General features: G+C 71.9%; 15 protein-coding genes. 11 read left to right on the top strand and 4 right to left on the bottom strand.

The window, feature by feature from the left end:
* Positions 1-45: 45 nt before the first annotated feature.
* On the bottom strand, positions 46-1,254 hold the full coding sequence (locus GWK61_RS17025; RefSeq protein WP_194909362.1) for an ROK family transcriptional regulator: 1,209 nt from the start codon (positions 1,252-1,254) through the stop codon (positions 46-48).
* A 196-nt stretch (positions 1,255-1,450) separates the two neighbouring features.
* Here GWK61_RS17025 and GWK61_RS17030 point away from each other — a divergent pair, with 196 nt between their 5' ends.
* The 3 genes from GWK61_RS17030 (at position 1,451) to GWK61_RS17040 (ending at position 6,608) form a co-directional block, all read left to right on the top strand.
* Entirely contained in the window at positions 1,451-2,863 is a 1,413-nt protein-coding gene (locus GWK61_RS17030) for an SWIM zinc finger family protein (protein WP_194909363.1), read from the top strand.
* Positions 2,860-5,694: a DUF7824 domain-containing protein gene (locus GWK61_RS17035; protein ID WP_194909364.1), complete on the top strand. Its 2,835-nt coding sequence runs from the start codon at positions 2,860-2,862 to the stop codon at positions 5,692-5,694. The genes GWK61_RS17030 and GWK61_RS17035 overlap by 4 nt, the downstream gene beginning before the upstream one ends.
* 146 nt (positions 5,695-5,840) lie before the next feature.
* On the top strand, positions 5,841-6,608 hold the full coding sequence (locus GWK61_RS17040) for a hypothetical protein (RefSeq protein WP_194909365.1): 768 nt from the start codon (positions 5,841-5,843) through the stop codon (positions 6,606-6,608).
* Here GWK61_RS17040 and GWK61_RS17045 read toward each other — a convergent pair.
* Together GWK61_RS17045 and GWK61_RS17050 are read right to left on the bottom strand one after the other, a co-directional pair.
* Positions 6,581-7,765, bottom strand: coding sequence for a serpin family protein (locus GWK61_RS17045; protein WP_194909366.1), 1,185 nt, complete (start codon positions 7,763-7,765; stop codon positions 6,581-6,583). The two genes, GWK61_RS17040 and GWK61_RS17045, sit on opposite strands and share 28 nt — an antisense overlap.
* A 20-nt stretch (positions 7,766-7,785) precedes the next feature.
* Positions 7,786-8,679, bottom strand: coding sequence for an ADP-ribosylglycohydrolase family protein (locus tag GWK61_RS17050; RefSeq protein ID WP_194909367.1), 894 nt, complete (start codon positions 8,677-8,679; stop codon positions 7,786-7,788).
* Positions 8,680-8,903: 224 nt separating this feature from the next.
* Here GWK61_RS17050 and GWK61_RS17055 point away from each other — a divergent pair, with 224 nt between their 5' ends.
* Positions 8,904-10,265, top strand: a complete 1,362-nt coding sequence (locus GWK61_RS17055) for an MFS transporter (RefSeq protein ID WP_194909368.1) — start codon at positions 8,904-8,906, stop codon at positions 10,263-10,265.
* Between the two features lie 223 nt (positions 10,266-10,488).
* On the opposite strand, the gene GWK61_RS17060 is transcribed toward GWK61_RS17055, so the two are convergent.
* Complete coding sequence (locus GWK61_RS17060) at positions 10,489-11,358, bottom strand: alanyl-tRNA editing protein (RefSeq protein ID WP_194909369.1); 870 nt, start codon at positions 11,356-11,358, stop codon at positions 10,489-10,491.
* A gap of 44 nt (positions 11,359-11,402) precedes the next feature.
* Here GWK61_RS17060 and dtd point away from each other — a divergent pair, with 44 nt between their 5' ends.
* The 7 genes from dtd (at position 11,403) to lysA (ending at position 19,056) form a co-directional block, all read left to right on the top strand.
* A complete protein-coding gene (gene dtd, locus GWK61_RS17065; RefSeq protein ID WP_194909370.1) occupies positions 11,403-11,849 on the top strand; it encodes a D-aminoacyl-tRNA deacylase in 447 nt (148 codons plus the stop codon).
* A 91-nt stretch (positions 11,850-11,940) separates the two neighbouring features.
* The gene (locus tag GWK61_RS17070; RefSeq protein ID WP_194909371.1) at positions 11,941-13,620 is read left to right on the top strand and encodes a DUF885 domain-containing protein; all 1,680 of its coding nucleotides are present in this window, start codon (positions 11,941-11,943) and stop codon (positions 13,618-13,620) included.
* A 162-nt stretch (positions 13,621-13,782) separates the two neighbouring features.
* Positions 13,783-14,118, top strand: a complete 336-nt coding sequence (locus GWK61_RS17075) for a PadR family transcriptional regulator (RefSeq protein WP_194909372.1) — start codon at positions 13,783-13,785, stop codon at positions 14,116-14,118.
* Positions 14,115-15,323 carry a DUF1700 domain-containing protein gene (locus GWK61_RS17080; RefSeq protein ID WP_194909373.1) on the top strand — a complete coding sequence of 403 codons (1,209 nt, stop codon included), beginning with the start codon at positions 14,115-14,117 and terminating at the stop codon, positions 15,321-15,323. The genes GWK61_RS17075 and GWK61_RS17080 overlap by 4 nt, the downstream gene beginning before the upstream one ends.
* 30 nt (positions 15,324-15,353) lie before the next feature.
* Positions 15,354-15,797, top strand: a complete 444-nt coding sequence (locus tag GWK61_RS17085) for a response regulator (RefSeq protein WP_194909374.1) — start codon at positions 15,354-15,356, stop codon at positions 15,795-15,797.
* Between the two features lie 131 nt (positions 15,798-15,928).
* Positions 15,929-17,623 (top strand): arginine--tRNA ligase, encoded by a 1,695-nt coding sequence (gene argS / locus GWK61_RS17090; RefSeq protein WP_194909375.1) that lies wholly within the window; start codon positions 15,929-15,931, stop codon positions 17,621-17,623.
* A gap of 35 nt (positions 17,624-17,658) precedes the next feature.
* A complete protein-coding gene (lysA, locus tag GWK61_RS17095) occupies positions 17,659-19,056 on the top strand; it encodes a diaminopimelate decarboxylase (protein ID WP_194909376.1) in 1,398 nt (465 codons plus the stop codon).
* Positions 19,057-19,170 lie beyond the last annotated feature (114 nt).

Here is a 19,170-nt window from a genome sequence, read left to right on the forward strand (position 1 = left end):
GCTGTGGGGCGGCGGGGTTCTCCGGCGGCGGTGGGCGGCGTTCGCCTACGCGTCCGCCGCACCCGCCGCCGGCACCACTTCCTGAACCCCTTGCCAGGCCTCGAAAACCAGCCCCCGCACGGTCCGCACGCCCGAGGCCAGAGCCCCCTCCAGCACCGCGTTCGCGCCGAGCACCGAGGCCGCCAGTTCGGGGACCAGGGGCGTCATCTTGCCCAGCGTCTCGCGCAGCGGCTCCAGCAGCAGGTCCGCGCTGTCGCCGATGCCGCCGCCGAGCACGACCAGCTCCGGGTCGATGACCGCGGCGATCGAGGCGACGGCGTACGCCAGCCGCTCCGCCTCGCGGCGGACGACCTCCAGCGCGGTCGTGCTGCCGGCGCGGGCGGCCAGGAAGACGTCCTTCGCCGAGCCGACGTCGGCCATGCCGAGTTCCCGCGCTATCGCCACCACCGAGTCGGCGGCCGCGGCGTCCTCCAGCAGGCCGCGGGTGCGGGCGCGGTCCTCGTCGTACGGGCCGTACGGCAGGTAGCCGACCTCGCCGGCGGCGCCGTGCGCGCCGGGGAACAGCTTGCCGTCCACCACGATGCCGGAGCCGAGGCCGGTGCCGATGTGGAGGTAGACGAACAGGCGGCAGTCGCGTCCGGCGCCCGCCGCGTGCTCGCCGAGGGCCGCGAGGTTGGCGTCGTTCAGCAGCTCCAGGGCGGTGCCCAAGGACGCGGCCAGGCGGTCGGTCACCTCGCGGCGGCCCCAGCCCGGCAGGTTCACCGCGTAGCGCAGCTCGTTGGTCGCGGTGTCGATGACGCCGGGGCTGCCGACCACGGTGTGCAGCACGTGCGACCACTCCACGCCGGCCTCCTCGGCGGCGCTCCGGGCCTGCTCCACGATGGCGTCGACGATGCCGTCGGCGTCGGCGGCGGTGTTCGGGCGGTCGGTGCGGCCGACCACGGTGCCGTCCAGATCGGCCACGCCGACCCGGATCCAGCTGCGGCCGACGTCCACGCCGATGGCGTAGCCGGCGGTCGGGTCGGCCTCGTAGAGGACCGGCGAGCGCCCGCGCCCGGCGACCGCCTGCTTGCCGATCTCGCGGACCAGGCCGCCGTGCTCCAGCCGGCCCAGCGCGGTGGACACCGTGGGCTTGGACAGCCCGGTCAGCCGGGCCAGCTCCGCGCGGGAGGTGGCGCCGTCGGCGCGCAGGCGGTCGAGCAGGAGCCGCTCGTTGTTCGTGCGCAGAACGCTGCGGTTCCAGGCGGACTCCACGTCTGGCGGGCTCCTTCTTCGCGTCGGGCTTCGGGGTCGTTCTCGGGTCGGTCTCTCGGGTCGGGCTCTGGCGTCGGGCTATCGGGTCGGGCTGTGGCGTCGGGCTATGGGGTCGGGATCCGAGGTCGGCTCAGGCGAACCCGAGTCGACATTAGTCCCCTCATCCCCTGTCAGTGTCCGCCGCTACCTTCGGACCATGACCTCCACCGCCCAAATATACGGGTATGTCCGCCCGTCCAGCCTGACCTCGTCGGGCTTGCTGGACCTGCAGACGTCCGGCGGTACCACCACCGCGGGTCCCAGCGCGCACCCGCGCTTCTTCTCCGGCTTCCTCGGCGAGGCCGAGCCCGCCGCCGCCGCGCTGCTCGGTGTGGCCAACATCGCGCAGGCCCGCTACTGGCGCCCGAATCTGGCCGCGCTGCGTGATCCGGTGGTCACGTGCAACGGCGACCGGCTCCGCTTCGAGTCGTTCTCCGGCTGCTGCGGCGTCTACGCCCGGCTGGACGTCCTCGACGAGGGCATGGACGGCCTGGCTCTGGACCGGGGCACCACCAACGTCGACGTCAACAACGACCTGCGGCTGGCGCTGACCCGGGTCCGCGGCGGCGACCCGCTCAAGCTCGAGGTCGGCCCTGAGGGGCTCGAGGCCACGACCTTCGACGGCACCGTGGTGGAGCGCAAGGTCCCGCTGCCGGCGCGCTGGCTGCGCGGGTTCGCGGAGGTGCAGGCCGTCACCTCCGGGTACGACCTGCGTGCCGAACTCGGCGCGGCCGACGCGGCCCGGTTCCTGCGCGGGCTGCCGAACGCGCCGCGCGGCGTGCTGTGGCTGGTCCCGGCGGGCCGCACGCTGCGGCTGGCAGCCTCGCCCGGCCCCGGCGCGATCTGCGTCGCCGGGCCGCAGCGTCTCAAGGAACTGCTTCCGCTGCTGCGCTTCGGCGGCAAGCTGCGCGTCTACGGGCCGAACGCGGCGCGCGGTGCGAATCCGGTGGCCTCGGTCTGGCAGCTGGACCTGCCGGGGATGCGGCTGGTGCTGACGCTTTCGCCGGAGGTCACCCGGGGGTTCTCCGGGGAGGGCGCGGTGTTGTCGGCGCTGGCCGGTGACGACGTGATCGACGACGCCGAGGCGGTCGCCGCGCTGCTGGCGTTCGACGCGCGGATCGAGCCGGACATGCTGGCCGAGCGCGCCGGACTCCTGGTGGGGCGGGTGCGTGCGGCACTGACGCAGCTGGGGACGGCCGGGCGGGTCGGGTACGACCACGCGGACGCGGCGTATTTCCATCGCGAGCTGCCTTATGACGCCGAGCGTGCGGCGAAGCAGAACCCGCGGCTGCGTGCGGCTCGGGACTTGCTGGACGCCGGCGCGGTGAGCTGGGACGGGGATATCGCGACGGTGCGGGTCGAGGAGCATGTGCAGCGGGTGCGGTTGGCGGGTGATGGTGCGTTGTCGTGCACGTGTCTTTGGTACGCGAAGTATCAGGGCGGGCGCGGGCCGTGTAAGCACATCCTGGCGGCGGATGCGTATCGGCGTGGTGAACGGGGGCTGACGGACAGCGGGGATGCGGATACGGGCTCGGGCTCGGATGACGATGTGGCGGTGGCGGCGCGATGATCTGGAGGAGAGCTGCTGCGAAAGGTGCGGCTGAGGCGGCTGAGGCGGTCGGCGCGCCGGAAGTCGCTGCGGCTGGTGCGGCTGCCGGCTCGGCGTCGGTTTCGGCCTCGTCCTCGGCGTCGGCTTCGGTGTCGGCATCGATCCCCGACTTCACCTCGCGGTTGGCCAGCGGCGACGCTGCCTCGGTCGCGGACTTCTTCCAGGGCATGTCGGAGAAGGACCGCCGCACCTTCGGCAAACCGCTGAGGGAGTTTCTGCGGACGGTGCGCTGGGGCTCCTCCACGGATGATGAAGACTGGCGCACCTTCATGGAGCGCAGGAACCATGCCGAGCGGACCGTGATCCCGGCGGCGTTGGCGGTCTTCGCCAGCGCGTCCGCGACGGCGAAGTTTCTGCGTGGCGTGCAGCGCACGGACCTTTTCCACCCCCGTGAGACCGATGCCGTCCGGCAGGTTCTGACCGAGCGTTCTCCGGCCTGGCTGACCGAGCTGCCCGCTGCTCTGCTTGCCGAGCTTGAGCCGGAGCGTGCCTATCAGCTGGTGCAGGTGGTCGCGGCGGTTGCCGGGGTGGAGCTGGAGGCGACGCCCGACTTCGTGCGGGCCTGGGGTTCCGACTACACCTGGGGCAGGAACGGCGAGCAGCTCAAGGCGGAGATCTTGGCGGATCCGCGCCTCGGCGAGTTGCTGCCGCTCCTGTTCGACGATGACGAGAACGACCAAATGTTCAAGCCGCGGGCCGCCTTCCGCGTCGCGGCCGTCACGGCGGTGCAGCGGGCGCAGGTGCCTCGCGCCGCGGTGCTGGACGGCAGTCTGCGGCGACTGCTGCGCGGTGGGCGGCCGGGGGCGTTGCAGGACCACCTGGCGTTCTGGAACGGACTGGAGGCCACCGACGACGAGGTCGTCGAGCGGGTGTCGAGCTGTATCAGTCTGCTGTCTTCGCAGAGCGGGACGGTCGCGCGGACGTTCCTGGCGGCCTTGAGGAAGGCTTCCGACGTCGGGCTGCTCGATGTCGAGCTCGCTGTCGAGGCGGCGTCGATCGCGGTGACGCGGTCGGAGAAGAACGTGGTCAAGACGACGCTGAGCTGGCTGGATACGTTGCTCGTGGCGCATCCGGATCGGGCCGGGCAGCTGGTGGACGCGGTCGGGACGGCGTTCGGTGCGCAGGCTGCGGATCTGCAGGAGCGTGCGGTGAAGCTGGCGGGGAAGCATGCGAAGAAGTCGGGGGAGGACGAGCGCGGGCGACTGGTCGCCGAGGCGCAGGTCTACCTCGCTCCGGACTTGGTCGCGACGCTGGCCGGGCTGCTCGGGGTTTCGCAGGACTCGTCGACGGACAATGCCGGGGATATCGCTGGCGTCGGCTATCCCGGCTATCCCGGCCATCCCGGCTATCCGGAGGTCGCGCCGTATGTGCCGCGTCCGCTGCTGCCGCCGATCGGTTCGCCGGCCGAGCTGGCCGAGGTGGTCGCGTCGTTGATGCACGCCGATCCGGTCGAGGCGATGGTCTTCGAGCGGGTGCTGGAGGCGGTCGTGGAGTTCGAGCGGACGGATTCCGCGGGGCTGCGGGAGGCGCTGGCGCCGATCGTCGAGCGGTGGTCTTCGGCTTCGGGGCAGGTCGGGACGTCGGGCATGGGGGCGCTGACTCCGCGCAGCGCCCTGTGCATGGTGGTTGCGGCGGGTGCCCGCGCGGGGGAGGAGGCGCGGCGGCATCCGCACCGGGCGTCGGTGAAGCAGCTGTGGTCGCGGGCGCGGAAGTCGAGCCGGGGCTGGTACCGCCGCAGGCGGACGACGCCCGCCGACTTCCTGACGCTGCGCGCCGCCGAGATCCACGCGGCGCTGGGGATGGCGGAGATGCCGCCGCTGGTGTCGATGCCGACGTCGCCGACCGGCGCGATCGAGCCGGAGGTGCTGGCGGCGCGGCTGCGGCAGTGCGAGGCGCGGGGGTGGGTGCCGCTGGAGGCGGACTTCCACCAGGCGCTGCTGCGGCTGCCGGCCGACTGCGGGGGGGTGGATGTCAGTGGGCTGACGTCGAAGGCGGGGCGGCGCTTCGCGGCCTGGGTGGCGGGGGAGCGGGTCGTGCTGCCGCCCGCCTCGCTGCCGGAACCGGCGGCGCGGGAAGCGGTCCGCAACCTCCCCGACGCCGAGCTCGCGCGCCGGGTCGCGCAGGGCCACGCCGTCGCGCCGGAGACCCTGCTGGACCTGGCGCCGGGCGTCTGGCGCGAGCCGGAGCGCTGCTGGAACGAGTCGGACTGGACGACGTGCTGGCCCGCGATAATCCCCTCGCGCCCCGACCTGTCCGCGCTGGCGATGCTCGGCGGCGTCGACTGGGGCACGGCCCCGCCGTCGCCGGAGTCGGCGGTGGTCCTCGCCGAGCAGGACGGGCCACAGGACGGCACGCACAAGGTGATCGCCTACCGCCTCGTCAGCGACGACGTGCGCCTGCGCGCCTCGGGCGTAGACGCGGCCCTGGTACTGGCATCGCGCAAGCTGCTGGACCCTGCGGCGCTGGGCCCGGCGCTGGCAGCGGAGCTGCGGGCGTTCCCGGCCTCCGGCGTGCGCCGCGCGGTCCCGGCACTGCGGGACTTGGCGAACGGCGGCGCGCCGGCGGAGGCGTGGGAGGCGATAGCGCTGATCCTGCCGCAGGTGCTGCCACCGGCGGTGCCGAAGACCCTTTCGGGCACGGCGGACCTGCTGGCACTGGCGACGGAGCTGGCCGGCGCGCTGCCGGCGGCGCGGACGCCGATCGCCGAGGTGACGGCGCTGGCGCAGAAGAAGAGCGGCGGCGCGGTGGGGAATGCGGCGCGGCGGTTGGAGGCAGTGCTGCGGGCGGGGTGAGAGGAGGGTGGTTGGGGCGAGCTGGCGCGGTCGGCGGGGGCTTTCGCGCGGAGCGGCTGCGGCTGGCCGGTGCGGTCCGGTGCGCCCAATAAGTGCTCTGTGTTCGGGAACCGGCGGCGCACCGATCGCGTCCAAGTCGCATGGAGATGCGCAAGTACTTGTGTGCTGTCGCGCTGATCATCAGTGTGGCGGGGTGTACCAGCTCCACGAAGGCTGGTGGGGGTGCTGGGCCGTTGTTGCCGCCTGCGGGGGTGGTGACGCGGGTGGCGGAGATCAGTTACTCCGGTGGGTTCGTGGTCCGGAGTGCGTTGGCGGCGCCAGCGGTTGTCGTCTACTCCGACGGAAGTGTTGTCTTCAACGCACAGAAGCGCCTCACTCTTACGCCGGGTGCGCTCGACTACCTCGTTCAGGGGGTGCAGCAGGATCTCAAGGGGCAGTCGTCCAGCAAGGTCCTGGTGCCGAAGAGCGGCCATGCGATTCCTGATGGCGCGATCACGGTCCTCGGCGTCTACCAGCCCGGCGGGGCGTATCAGACCGTGCGTGCGCTCGTGCTCAACGCCAGTACCGAGTCGGAGTATCCCGCGCCGGTGGCCGACGCCTTCGCCAAGCTCCAGGCGCTCACCTCCGACGCCACCACGCCCTACACCGCCACCAAGGTGCGCTACGAGATGCAGTGCCCGCCGGATGCGAACGGGCCCGTGCAGCCGTGGCCCGCGGGGCTGCCGCAGCCGGGGGTGGCCGACTGTACGGAGGTGCACTCGACCGATGGTGCTGCCGCTACCGCCGTGCGAGCTGCGTGTACTGGCGTAGACACGCCGTCCGGAAAGCCGCAGCCGGCTGCGACCGTGTACCGGTCGGACAAGGGTCCGCGAATCTGCCGGTGGCGTTACGCGTTGCCGGACGAGACGTCTTGAGCCGCAGCCCGCAGCGGCTCGCTCACCCAGCCGGCGACCAGAATCAGGCCACTGTCACGATGCACCGCGTAGTATGCGAAAGGCCGGTCGAACGCGACCGCCACGTGCCGCAGCTGGTACCGCTGCCTGGGCATCGCGGCACCGAACATGCCGATCGCCGTCACCGCCGCCGCCCGGAAACCGGTCGCGCTGAACTCCGCGACGGCGTCCTGCAGCGCCTGGTTCACGAACAGCGGGTAGTCGCTGACGCCGGGAAAGTGGCCGTGCGAGTCGTCCGTCGCATGCTGAAGCCCGAACAGCGCGGCATGGTCCAGCAGGTCGTGCCGAGCTTCGATCCGGAACGGAACCGTCGTCACCTCCAGGCTGTCCTGCTGCCAGGAGGACTCGACCATCGCCACCCGAACCCCAGGACCGGCATCGCCGACGGGTAGGTCGGAGCCCCTCGTCACCCCATGAAGCGGGGAGCCGACCAAGTTGCTCCCGACCGCCAGCACGTCCGACGGTGAGCCGTCCACCGGCCCCAGGACGAGGTGCACGTCCACGTCCTCGTTGCTCTCGACTCTCAGCGTCGTCACCGGGCCGATCGGGGTGTCGGCGATGCGCAGCAGACTGAGGTCCGGAGTGGTGCGCCGTAGAACGGGGATGCCGCCTTCGGCGTCGGCCCACGGTCCGGTCGATTCGCGGAACGTCTCACGCCACGTGAGAGTCACCAGCAAAGCGCTCGCCAAAACGAGCATCGTGTCCGGCTTCACCTCGATCGGCATCCGAGGAATCAGCCCCTCGGTACGGTCCGAAGCCCACGCGTCCAGCCGCCGCTGGTCGTCACCCGGCACGCCGGTCAACTCGCCGTGCACGTCCGCTGGCAGGCGCCCGAGCCAATCCCGAAACACCTGCACCTCACCACGCGTCCACAGCCCGAGCGCGGTGCGGATCGCAGGCGTGTGCTCGACCACAGCCAGAAGCTCGCGCGCCGCCTGCGAAGCCTCCTCCGCCGGGACGCCGAGCGCCGCAGAAAGCTCCCGCCCCGTCTCCTCATCAGCACCGTCGGCGAGGAAGGCCAGCAGCGGCCAGACCCCGACCGCCGACAGCACCCCCGCATCGGCGCCGACCGTCGCCAGCCAGCGCTTCGTCAGGGCATTGACGTGCCCGACGGCCACTCGCGTCTCCCGTGAAGCGTTCACTCGACCCCCACCCACTCCGGCAGCGCCTCGCACCGCTTCAGCCACTCCTCCGGGATCCCCGCCACGCCGACCCGCGCGGCCACGATACCGCCGACGATCGCGCACGTCGTGTCGATGTCCCCGCCGACGCAGGCGGTGTCCCAGAAGGCGTTCTCGAAGTCGTCCAAGTGCTTGGCGGCGACCCACAGGCAGAACGGAACCGTGTCCGGCGCCGAGATGTAGCGGCCGTTGCCCAGCGACGCGGCGGCGCTGCGCGGGTCGGTCAGCGGCAGCAGCGTCATCGCGGTCCCGATGCCGTCGCGGACCAGGCTCGGCGGCGTGCGCTCGGCGATCTCGTCGAGGAATTCGTAGCCGGTCAGCGTCGTGTCGGCGGCCAGGGCGGCGGCGACGGCGATCGCCACCGCGCCCGCCGAGCCCTCCGGGTGCGTGTGCGTCACCTCCGCGGAGGCCGTCGCCTCGGCGACGACGCGGTCCAGATCGGCGGAGCCGTACCAGGCGCCGAGCGGGGCCACGCGCATCGCGGCGCCGTTGCCCCACGAGCCCTTGCCGTCGAACATGCCCCCGGCCTGCTCGCGCCAGTCGGCGCCCTCCTGCCGGATCAGCCGCAGCATGCGGTTGACGCCGGCGCCGTAGCCGCGGTCGAAGTCGTGGTGCGCGGCGAAGGAGTGGGCCAGCGCGTCCTGGTCGACGTGGCCGCGGTCGCGCAGGACCGCCAGGACCGAGCACGCCATCTCGGTGTCGTCGGTCCAGTACCAGGGGTCCGGCGGGAGGCGGCGGTCGGTGAGGAGGGGCTGGTTCAGGGGAATGAAGTAGCAGGCGCCCACCGCGTCCCCCACGGCCAGGCCGCGGAGCGACGCGACGGCGCGGGGAAGCGAGCGGTCGTCGGTCATGTTTCACTTCTTACCGCATGGCATACCACTAACTCACATCGTTGGGGCCGGGCCGGTCGGCAGTGCTCGCCGAGGGGCCGGCGAGGGATCGGCGAGAGGCCGTCGTGCCGTCCTCAACGCGACCCCGCGGCGGGTCCTGCGGCAGGTCCCGTCGCCGCTCTCAAAAGCCGGTCCACCGTGCGATTACCCACTCGTCTTTGTCGGCGGCGTCTGCGATGATCTCGGTGGGAAGGAAACAAGTGCTCAAGCTCATCACCCCTTACAAGCCGATTCTGGCCATGCCCGGGACCCGGGCCTTGTTCGTCGTCGCCTTCGTGGCGCGGTTGCCGCTGACCGCCAAGGCCATGGCGCTGACCCTGCACGTCGTGCTGGACCAGCACGGCAGTTACGCCGCGGCCGGGCTGGCGAGCATGGTGATGACCATCGGCATGGGCGTCGGGTCGACGCTGCTGGGGCGGATGGTGGACCGGCGCGGGCTCAAGCCGGTGCTGCTGCTGACCGGGGTGTCGGAGGCGACGTACTGGGTGACCGCGCCGTTCCTTTCCTACCCGGTGCTGCTGGCGACCACGTTCGTGCTCGGCGGCGTGCTCGGGGTGCCGGTGTTCTCGGTCATCCGGCAGGCGGTGGCCGCGCGGGTGCCGGACTCGATGCGGCGGCAGGCTTTCGCGCTGGACTCGATGATCGTGGAGCTGGTCTTCATGGTCGGGCCGGCGCTGGCGATCGCGGCGATCACGTCGATGCACACCGCGACCGTGACGATGGCGGCCATCGGAGTGCTGACGGTCGGCTCGGTGGTGACGCTGTGGGTGCTGAACCCGCCGATCGGACACCGGGCGGACGGCGCCAGGGACGGCGCGCCGCCGGAGAAGGTGCCGGTGAGCACGTGGATCCGGCCGGCGTTCGTGCTGGTGCTGGCCACCGGCATGGCGGCGAACCTGGTGCTGGCCGGGACCGACATCTCCATCACCGCGCTGCTGCGGCAGCAGAACGCGGTGAGCATGGCCGGGGTGTGCATCTTCGCGTGGTGCCTGCTGTCGCTGATCGGCGGCTTCTGGCACGGCTCGACCGAGCGGCCGTGGCGGCTGCCGGTGCTGATGCTGCTGCTGGGCGCGGGGACGGTGCCGGTCGGCTTCGTCGGCCAGTTCGGCTGGTGGTGGCTGGCGCTGATCCTGCTGCCGGCCGGCTTCATGTGCGCGCCGACGCTGGCCTCCACGGCCGAGGCGGTCGCCGCCGCGGTGCCGGCCTCGGCGCGCGGGCAGGCGATGGGGTTGCAGGGCTCTGCGATGACCCTCGGGGGTGCGATAGGCGCGCCGCTGGCCGGGACGGTCGTGGACGCCTCGTCGCCGCCGTGGGCGTTCGCCACGACCGGGGCGATCGGGGTGGTGCTGGCCGCGGCGATGCTGGGGTACCAGCGGTTCGCGGGGGTCGGGGTGGAGCGGACGGCTTCGGTGGTGGCGACCATGCCGGTTCCCGCGCAGCCACCGGCTCCTGCGCCGAAGCCGGTGCCGCTGCCGGTGCCCGTGAATGTGAATGCGGGTGCTGCGAGGGACGCCGAGGCCGCAGCCCTGGAGCCGGCGGCCTGCTAGCGCCTAGCCGGAGCCAGCCAGCCAGCCAATCTAGCCAGCCAGCCAGCCAGCTAGCCAGCTAGCCAGCCAGCCGGCAAGCGAAGCGCGCGCTGCGAGTGCGACCAGGCATACCGGGCGCTGCGAGCGCGATCTGGCTGCCGCCGAACATGCTGCGCGCTGCGAGCGCGACCCGGCCGCCGCCCGACATGCTGCGAGCGGCGGCCAGTCGGTGTTTTCGCGCTGCTTAAGCCCGCTTCGGCGTCGTCACCACGACCAACTCGGTCCCGTCCTCCGACAGCGTCAGCTCCGCGGTCAGCGAAGCCAGCTCCCCGAGCCGGTGCAGGTGCGTGCCGCCGCAGGCGATCTCGACCGTCCGCTCCGGCAGCTCGCAGACCCACTGTCGGCGTGCGGTCAGCTCCGGGCCGGGTGTGGCGATGCGCACCGTCGCGTCCTGCGCCAGCCATTCGGCCAGGCGCGCGTTGACCTTCTCGGTCACCTCCGGCAGCGCTTCGCGCAGTCCTTCGGGGTCGAAGCCCTTCTTGCGCAGTGACTTGCCGAGGCGGTAGCGGTCGGTGCTGGCGTCCAGGCCGATGCGGGAGGTGTCCATCGCGATGCTGTCGAAGTCCGGGTGGTTCAGGCCATCGGTGGCGGCTTCCTTGCGCCAGCGGTCGGCCAGGGCCTCGTTCAGGGCCAGCGCCATCAGGTGGCAGCCGGTGTGGGAGGCGGACAGAGCCGCACGGCGTGCCTCGTCCACGCGCAGTTCGACCGATGCGCCCGGGGTCGGCGCCGAACCAGAGCCGTCCACTACATGCACCGCCAGCCACTGCCACGTCTCGTCCCCGCGCCGCACCGGGATGTCGGAGCCGACCGCCAACTCGCCGTCCGGGCCCACGCCGCCGGTGAGGCAGTCCGTCACCACGTGCTCCACTCCGCCGGCGTTCAGGACGCCGGTGTCGCCGGGCTGGTCCGGCCAGCTGTGGTCCAGCGGGTGGAACGGGGTGGTGTCGACGATCACGCCGACGCCCTCCGCCAGCGGCTGCACGGCCAGGACGGTCGCGCTCCCGGACGTCGCGCCGGCGGGGAAGGTGACGAGGGTGGTGTTCAGCTCTGCCATGGCGCCATCGTCTCATCGGCCGCGCGGCGGGGGAGAATAGGCGCATGCGAGCGGTGGTCCAGAGGGTGAGCGAGGCGTCGGTGACCGTGGCCGGCGAGGTCGTCGGCGCGATCGAGGGGCCCGGCCTGGCCGTGCTGGTCGGCGTCACCCACGACGACACCCCCGCCGAGGCCGTGCGACTGGCCCGCAAACTGTGGAGCCTGCGCCTGTTCGAGGGGCCGGACGGCGAGCCCGGGACCGAGCAGTCCTGCTCCGACTTCGGAGGGCCACTGCTCGTGATCAGCCAGTTCACGCTCTACGGCGACGCGCGCAAGGGCCGACGCCCCACCTGGAGCGCCGCCGCGCCCGGACCCGTGGCTGAGCCGCTGGTCGAGACGGTGGTCGCGGAACTGCGCGGGCTCGGCGCGAAAGTCGAGACCGGCCGCTTCGGCGCGGACATGAAGGTGGCGCTCGTGAACGACGGCCCTTTCACCGTGCTGGTCGAGGTCTGAAGCCCACGGCCGGGCGAGACCGATGTGGCGGCGCCCGGGGGCGCGTAAAGGGCTCGCGCGCCGGCGTATGCGGTGACATAGGGTCGAGCCTGTGACGTCCATCAATGAAATCGCCGAAGACTACGTCGCCCGCTACGTCGAACTGGACCCGCAGTTCGCGACCGACCTCGGAGTCGCGGGACACGACCACGAGCTGACCGACAACTCCCTGGACGGGTTCGCCGAGCGCAACACGCTGACGGCGTCCACCCTCGCGGCGATCCGGGCCCTGGAGCCCGCGGACGAGAACGAGCGCGTGGCCAAGGAGGCCATGGAGGAGCGCCTGGCGCTGGCCGTCGAGAGGTACGAGGCCGGCGACGACACCTCCGAGCTGAACGTCCTCGCCAGCCCCTTCCAGTCGGTGCGCTCGGTGTTCGACCAGATGGGCACCGAGGGCGAGGAGAACCACGCGAACATCGCCAAGCGCCTGGCGGCCGTCCCGGCGGCGCTGGAGCAGCTGAAGGCGACGCTGGCCGACTCCGCGGCCCAGGGCCGCACCTCCGCGCGCCGCCAGGTGCTGGCCTGCGCGAAGCAGGCGAAGGACTGGAACGGCGAGCTCGGCGGCGGCAGCTTCTGGACCGGCCTGGTCGAGCGCACCGGCGCCACCGGCGCGGTCCGCGGCGACCTGGACCGCGGCGCCGAGGCGGCCGCAGCCGCCACCGCCGACTTCGGCCGCTTCCTCACCGAGCAGCTGCTGGCCTCCGCCCCGGAGAAGGACGCGGTCGGCCGCGAGCGCTACCAGCGCGCCTCCCGCGAGTTCCTCGGTGACGTCATCGACCTGGAGGACTCCTACCGCTGGGGCCTGGACGAGGTGGCCCGGCTGCGCGCGGAGATGAACGAGACCGCCGCGCGCATCGTGCCCGGCGGCTCGCTGAAGGACGCGCTGGCCGCTCTGGACGCCGACCCCGACCGGAAGATCACCGGCGCGGACAACTTCCGCGCCTGGATGCAGGAGAAGTCCGACGCCGCCGTCGAGGCGCTGGCCGACGTCCACTTCGACATCCCCGAGCCGGTGCGCCGCCTGGAGTGCATGATCGCCCCGACCCACGACGGCGTCATGTACTACACGCCGCCGTCGGAGGACTTCGCGCGCCCGGGCCGCATGTGGTGGTCGGTGCCCGAGGGCCAGACCGAGTTCTCGACGTGGCGCGAGACCACGACGGTCTACCACGAGGGCGTCCCCGGGCATCACCTGCAGCTGGCGCAGACCGCCTACCGCAAGGACCTGCTGAACCGCTGGCAGCGCTCGATGTGCTGGGTCTCCGGCCACGGCGAGGGCTGGGCGCTGTACGCCGAGCGGCTGATGGACGACCTCGGCTACCTGTCCGACCCGGCCGACAAGCTGGGGATGCTCGACGGCCAGATGATGCGCGCCGTGCGCGTGGTCGTGGACCTGGGCATGCACCTGGAGTTCGAGATCCCGGCCGGCACCGACTTCGGCAACGGCGTGGACCACGGCGGCCGGCGCTGGACGCCGGAGCTCGGGTGGGAGTACATGACGACGAACGTCAACACCACCGAGGCGCAGCTCGCCTTCGAGCTGGACCGCTACCTCGGCTGGCCGGGGCAGGCGCCGGCGTACAAGATCGGCGAGCGGATCTGGCTCCAGTCGCGTGACGACGCCAAGGCTCGCAAGGGCGGCGACTTCGATCTGAAGGCGTTCCACCGGCAGGCCCTCGACCTCGGGTCGATCGGGCTCAAGCCGCTGCGCGAGGCGCTCGAGCGGCTGTAGGCACGGCGCGTTTATCAAGGGACGAATACGCCCCCGGTCCTCGTCGGCCGGGGGCGTTCGGTGTCCCATCTGTCTCAGAGCCCGGACCCCGCGAGGGCCGGGCTCTTTTTCTTCGCGCAGTACTGTGCAATGTGTAGTACCGTGGTCCGCACAGGAGGGGCGATGGATTCCACACAATTGCTCAAAGGCGTCCTGGACTCCGCGGTCCTCGCGGTCCTGGTCGATGAGGACGGCTACGGCTACGACATCGTGCGCAGGCTGCGCGTCGCAGGGTTCGAGGACATCGGCGACGCGTCCGTCTACGGCACGCTGCGGCGGCTGTACGCCAACGGTTATCTGACGAGCTACGTGGTGCCCTCCGAATCGGGGCCGCACCGGAAGTACTACGGGGTCAACGCCAGTGGGCGGGCGCAGCTGAAGGAGTCCGCCGCGACGTGGCGGGTGTTCGCCGGGTCCATGGACCGGCTGCTCGGAGCGGAGAGGGGAGATCGGGCATGAGTTCCCAGGGGTTCGAGGGCATGGACGGCGACGGCCTCGGCGGCCTCGGTGGCGCCGACGGTCCTGGCGGTGGTACCGGCGCGAGCGGCGACGAGGTCGCCGGCTACGCGGCCGAGGTGCGGGCGCTGTTCACCGATCTGTCGGCCGACGAGAGCGCCGACCTCCTGGAGGATCTGGAGGACCACCTGCGGGAGGTCGCGGCCGAGGACGCCGGGAGCCTGCGGGAGCGGCTCGGTGCGCCGGCGGCGTATGCCAGGGAGCTGCGACAGGCGGCCGGGTTGCCGGGGCCGGGGGAGGGGAGCGGCTCGGGCGCTTCGGCCGCGGGTTCGCGGCCGCGGCGCACGCTGCGGTCGAGGCTGCGGTCGCGGGCGCGGCAGGCGATGGCGGACGCGGAGCAGCGTGCGCGCGGCTACCGGGCGGGGCGCGAGGTGCTGGACTTCCTGCCCTCGCTGCGCCCCGCGTGGTGGGTGCTGCGCGCGTGGGTGGCCGTGCGGATTCTGGAGGTGATGACGACGTCGGTGGGTCCCTGGCGCGGTTTCGCGCTCATCCCGCAGGTCGGGAACAGCACGTTCACCGGGTTCGTCGCGTTGCTGATCGCGGTCCCGGCGTCGGTCTACGCGGCCCGCCGGACGGTCCCCGACGGCTGGCGGCGGCGGGCCATGGGGGCCGGGGAGGGCATCCTGGTCCTGTTCACGGTCGGTATGGCGTTGTCGGCGATCGGCGACCAGGGCGACTACGGCGACACGGCCTCGGGCGTATCCTTCAGCCAGCAGTCGGAGTCCGGGCTGATCGAGAACGGCAAGCCGGTCTCGAACCTGTACGTCTACGACCAGAGCGGCAAGCAGCTCAACGGCGTCTACGTCTACGACCAGGACGGCATGCCGGTGACCGCGTCGCTGTTCACGGGGAACTCGTACGTCGACAACGACGCCTGGCTGGACGGGAACGGATCGGTGATCACGAACCTGTTCCCCCGGCAGTTGCTGCAACCGCAGTGGAGCAGCGCCGACGACGCCATGCGCTTCATGGCGGTCCCGCCGCCGATGGTGAGTGTTCCGCAGGGCGTGCACCGGCAGCCGGGGCTGGACGATCCCACGACCTCAACTTCCGCAAGTCCGTCGGTGTCGGCGACTCCTGGCGCCACCGGAGCGCAGACGACGTCCGCGCTCCCGACGACCCCGACACCCAGTGGTACGAAGGGCTAGGACTTCGCGCGGGGCCGCTACCGTGGGGCCATGGTCAGTTTGTGGCGCGAAGCGTCTCCTCAACGGGTGGTGGTGGGAGACGGGCGGGCTAAAACGGGCCCCTCGCGCGTCCTCGTGGTCGACGACAGCGATACCGTCAGGACCCTGATCCGCATCAACCTGGAGCTGGAGGGCTTCGAGGTGCAGGAGGCGGAGTCGGGCGCGCGGTGCCTGGAACTGGTGCCGGGCACCGACGTGGTCACCCTGGACCTGCTGCTGCCCGACCCCGGGCCCGGCGGCCTGGACGTGCTGCGGCGGCTCAAGTGCGACCCCGCGCTGGGCCGTCCGCGCGTGGTGGTGGTGACGGCCGCGGCGCTGCCGGAGGACCGGCGGCGCGGGGAGTCGGCCGGCGCGGACGCCTACATCACCAAGCCCTTCGAACCGGTGGACCTGGTGGACGCGGTGCGGGCGCTCGCCCTGCCCGGCGGTACCTGACTCCGCGGCACATGACCCGGCGACACCTGACCCGGCGGCACCCGACCGGCTGGACCTGATCAAGCGGCTGACACCGCGGTGGCGCCGAAACTCCCGCGGGGCGTCCCGGCGCGTCCCGTAATCTAGGACGGGTGACTCCCGAGCAGCTTTCCCAGGCCGTCCTCGACACCGTCAACGCCGCCGTCGCCGACGGCGCGCTGACCCTGACCGCGGTCCCCGGCGTGTGGCCCGCGCAGACCGTGACCGTCGAGCGACCGAAGAACCGCGACCACGGCGACTACGCCACCAACGTCGCCCTCCAGCTGACCAAGGCCGCCGGCATGCCGCCGCGGGCCCTGGCCGAGCTGCTCGCGGAGCGCCTGCGCAAGGTCGAGGGCATCGCCGGCGTCGATGTCGCCGGGCCCGGGTTCCTCAACCTGAAGCTGGTCGCCGGCGCGGCGGGCGAGCTCGCCAAGACCATCGTCGAGCAGGGTGTCGAGTACGGCCGGAGCGAGACCTACGCGGCCCAGATCGTCAACCTGGAGTTCGTCTCGGCCAACCCGACCGGGCCGCTGCACCTGGGCCACACCCGGTGGGCCGCGGTCGGCGACGCGCTGGGCCGGCTGCTGGAGGCGGCCGGCGCAGACGTCACGCGCGAGTTCTATATCAACGACGCCGGCAACCAGATGAACAACTTCGGCATGTCGTTGGCGCTGCGGGCGAACGGCCAGGAGGTGCCGTCGGGGCAGGGACTGTATGAGGGTGCGTACATCAAGGATCTGGCTCAGGCCATCCTGGAGGAGCACCCGGTCCTGACCCAGCTGCCCGAAGACGCGCAGGTCGAGGCCTTCCGCACAGCCGGGTACAAGCTCCAGCTGCGGCTCCAGCAGGAGTCGCTGGAGAAGTTCCGCACGCACTTCGACGTCTGGTTCTCCGAGACGACGCTGCACGACTCCGGCGCGGTCGAGGGCGTCGCCGACCGGCTGGCCGAACAGGGGCACGTCTTCGAGCAGGACGGCGCGATCTGGCTGCGCACCACCGACTTCGGCGACGACAAGGACCGGGTCATCGTCCGCTCCAACGGCGAGCGCACCTATTTCTCCGCGGACTGCGCGTACTACCTGAACAAGCGGGACCGCGGCTACTCGCCGTGCATCTACATGCTCGGCGCCGACCACCACGGCTACGTCGGCCGGCTCAAGGCGATGGCCGCGTGCTCGGGGGACGACCCCGAGCAGGACGTCGAGGTCCTGATCGGCCAGTTCGTGAAGATGGTGAAGGACGGCGAGGAGGTCAAGCTCTCCAAGCGGACCGGGAACATCGTCACGCTGGACGACGTGATCGACCTGATCGGCGTGGACGCGGCGCGGTACGCGCTGGCGCGCTCCAGCGTGGACAACGAGCTGGTGCTGGATGTCGACCTGCTCACGTCGCAGAAGAACGAGAACCCGGTCTTCTACGTCCAGTACGCGCACTCGCGGATGGCCTCGGTCAAGCGGAACGCGGGCGAGTTGGGCTTCGACAAGGGCACCGCGGAAGACTTCAAGCCGGAACTGCTCTCGCATCCGCGTGAGGAGGAACTGCTCGCGGCGCTTGCGGAGTTCCCCCGGGTCGTGGCCCAGGCCGCCGGGCTGCGTGCGGTGCACAAGGTCGCGCACTACTTGGAGGACCTGGCCGGCAAGTACCACGGCTGGCAGTCCGAGAAGAAGGACTGTCGCATCCTCCCGCTCGGCGGCGAGGCGCCGACCGATCTGAACCGCGCGCGGCTGTGGCTCGTCGAGGCCACCCAGACCGTCCTGCGCAACGGCCTGGACCTGCTCGGTGTCTCGGCACCTGAGCGCATGTGACAAATCGGACCTGAAGTAGAGGACACTCTCGGTCCATGAGCAGAAGCGCGCATCCCGCCGGGCCCCGGTACGCCGACGTCCTGCCCGAGGGCGGCCACGGCGCCGCCCCGGCGGACCTCAACCGGCTGGACCGGAAGATCTGGCCCGGCGGGGTCGCGCGCGATGCCGACTCCGGAGCGCTGACCTTCGCCGGCGCCGACGTCCGCGAGCTGGCTCGCGAGTTCGGCACGCCAGCGTACCTGGTCGACGAGGAAGACTGGCGCAGCCGGGCCCGCGAGTGGGTCGAGGCGTTCGGCGCGGACGCGGACGTCTTCTACGCGGGCAAGTCCTTCCTGTCTGTCGCGATCGCCAAGTGGGCCGCCGACGAGGGGCTGCACCTGGACGTCTGCTCCGGCGGCGAACTCGCGGTCGCCCTGCGCGCCGGCTTCCCGACGCACCGCCTCGGCTTCCACGGCAACAACAAGTCCGTCGCCGAGCTGGAGCGCGCGGTCGACGCCGGGGTCGGCCGGATCATCGTCGACTCGCACGACGAGATAGAGCGGCTGGCCGCCATCGCCGCGGACCGCGGCGTCCGGCAGCGCGTCATGGTGCGCGTGACCGCCGGCGTCGAGGCGCACACCCACGAGTTCATCGCCACCGCGCACGAGGACCAGAAGTTCGGCTTCTCGCTGGCCGGCGGCGCGGCGGCCGAGGCCGTGGCGCGCATCCTGAAGCACGCCGACCACCTGGAGCTGACCGGTCTGCACTCGCACATCGGCAGCCAGATCTTCGACACCGCCGGGTTCGAGGTCGCCGCGCACCGGCTCACCGAGGCGCTGGCCGCCATCAAGCGGGAGCACGGCATCGAGCTGCCCGAGCTGGACCTCGGCGGCGGCCTGGGCATCGCCTACACCGAGGCCGACGACCCGGCGCCGGTCGCCGAGATCGCGCGGCGGCTCAAGGAGATCGTGGCGCGCGAGTGCGACGCCGCGGGGCTCGCGCACCCCCGGCTGTCCGTCGAGCCCGGCCGCGCCATCGCCGGCCCGCCCGGGATCACGCTCTACGAAGTCGGCACGGTCAAGCCGCTGCCCGGGCTGCGGACGTACGTCTCGGTGGACGGCGGAATGTCCGACAACATCCGCACCGCGCTCTACGACGCCGAGTACACGGTCGCGCTGGTCAACCGGGCCAGCCGCGCCGAGGCGGCGCTGACCCGCGTGGTCGGCAAGCACTGCGAGTCCGGCGACATCGTCGTGCGCGACGCCTGGCTGCCCGGCGACACCGCCCCCGGCGACCTGCTCGCGATCGCCGCGACCGGCGCCTACTGCCGGTCGATGGCCAGCAACTACAACCACGTGCTGAAGCCGCCGGTGATCGCGGTGAAGGACGGTGCGGCGCGCGTCATCGTGCGCCGTGAGACCGAGGACGACCTCCTGAGCCTGGACCTGGGCTGACGACCGTCCGCCGGTCCCACATCCCGGACGACGGGTTGTCGAGGGATGGGATTCGGCAAGACTGGCAGGACTGACTGTGCCGTGCCTGTGACGTACGACCGGACGCGCACGAGC

The organism is Catenulispora rubra (assembly GCF_015356825.1).
GTDB classification, from domain to species: domain Bacteria; phylum Actinomycetota; class Actinomycetes; order Streptomycetales; family Catenulisporaceae; genus Catenulispora; species Catenulispora rubra.

What these genes read in the sequence shown, in the direction of transcription:
- GWK61_RS17030 (WP_194909363.1), top strand. Translation starts at nt 1,451, where the DNA reads ATGACCTCCACCGCCCAAATATACGGGTATGTCCGCCCGTCCAGCCTG.
- GWK61_RS17035 (WP_194909364.1), top strand. Translation starts at nt 2,860, where the DNA reads ATGATCTGGAGGAGAGCTGCTGCGAAAGGTGCGGCTGAGGCGGCTGAG.
- GWK61_RS17040 (WP_194909365.1), top strand. Translation starts at nt 5,841, where the DNA reads ATGCGCAAGTACTTGTGTGCTGTCGCGCTGATCATCAGTGTGGCGGGG.
- GWK61_RS17050 (WP_194909367.1), bottom strand. Translation starts at nt 8,679, where the DNA reads ATGACCGACGACCGCTCGCTTCCCCGCGCCGTCGCGTCGCTCCGCGGC.
- GWK61_RS17060 (WP_194909369.1), bottom strand. Translation starts at nt 11,358, where the DNA reads ATGGCAGAGCTGAACACCACCCTCGTCACCTTCCCCGCCGGCGCGACG.
- dtd (WP_194909370.1), top strand. Translation starts at nt 11,403, where the DNA reads ATGCGAGCGGTGGTCCAGAGGGTGAGCGAGGCGTCGGTGACCGTGGCC.
- GWK61_RS17075 (WP_194909372.1), top strand. Translation starts at nt 13,783, where the DNA reads ATGGATTCCACACAATTGCTCAAAGGCGTCCTGGACTCCGCGGTCCTC.
- GWK61_RS17080 (WP_194909373.1), top strand. Translation starts at nt 14,115, where the DNA reads ATGAGTTCCCAGGGGTTCGAGGGCATGGACGGCGACGGCCTCGGCGGC.
- GWK61_RS17085 (WP_194909374.1), top strand. Translation starts at nt 15,354, where the DNA reads ATGGTCAGTTTGTGGCGCGAAGCGTCTCCTCAACGGGTGGTGGTGGGA.
- lysA (WP_194909376.1), top strand. Translation starts at nt 17,659, where the DNA reads ATGAGCAGAAGCGCGCATCCCGCCGGGCCCCGGTACGCCGACGTCCTG.